1 protein-coding gene is annotated in these 869 nt (G+C 39.2%); it reads right to left on the bottom strand.

Translation table 11 applies throughout. The features are described from left to right. Positions 1 to 53 precede the first annotated feature (53 nt). The coding region (locus EZH24_RS12750) for a type I glyceraldehyde-3-phosphate dehydrogenase (protein WP_137999410.1) at positions 54 to 869 on the bottom strand (816 nt) is incomplete at its 5' end.

Raw genomic sequence — 869 nt, 5'->3', positions numbered from 1 at the left:
ATAATTATTTTTAATTACGCGCCCTCTTATTTCTTACAGATTTAATATTCAAATTATTTCTTACTATACATATATAATAGTAAGTCTACAACTCTGTTCGAATAACCCCATTCGTTGTCATACCAAGAAACTACTTTGAAGAATCTTTTTTCTCCTTTAAGGTTATTTTGAAGAGTAGCCAAAGAATCGTATATTGAGCTTCTATTGTCATGTATGAAGTCGCTCGATACCAATTCCTCATTGCAATATCCTAATATATTTTTCAAATAAGATTCGCTCGCTTTCTTCATTAAAGAGTCGATTTCCTCTATACTTGTGTCTTTTTCGCTTCTGAAAGTCAAATCCACAACCGAAACATCTGGAGTAGCCACTCTGAAACTCATTCCCGTCAATTTGCCTTTCGTAGATGGCAAAACTTCTCCAACCGCTTTCGCAGCTCCCGTAGTCGAAGGAATGGTGTTGCAAGCCGCAGCTCTTCCTCCTCTCCAATCTTTCTTTGAAGGTCCGTCAACCGTTTTTTGAGTCGCCGTATAAGAGTGAATTGTCGTCATTAATCCCGTTTCTATGCCGATGCCTTCTTTAAGAATAACATGCACAAGCGGAGCCAAACAGTTGGTTGTGCAGCTCGCGTTTGAAACCACATGATGCTCGGCGGGATTATATTCTTCATGATTGACTCCGTAAACGAAAGTTCTTAAATCGCCTTTACCTGGAGCGCTTATGATAACTTTTTTTGCGCCAGCGGTAATATGTCCTTGAGCCTTTTCTTTTTCCGTATAAAGTCCCGTTGACTCTATAACATATTCTACGCCCAAATCTTTCCAAGGAAGTTTATCAAGCTGATTTAACGGAGCCGCGGAAATGCATTT

Origin of the sequence: Brachyspira catarrhinii (assembly GCF_005518285.1) — a bacterium.
GTDB lineage: Bacteria > Spirochaetota > Brachyspiria > Brachyspirales > Brachyspiraceae > Brachyspira > Brachyspira catarrhinii.
Note: the sequence above shows the minus strand (reverse complement) of the source record. Positions and strands in the feature narration are given on the sequence as shown.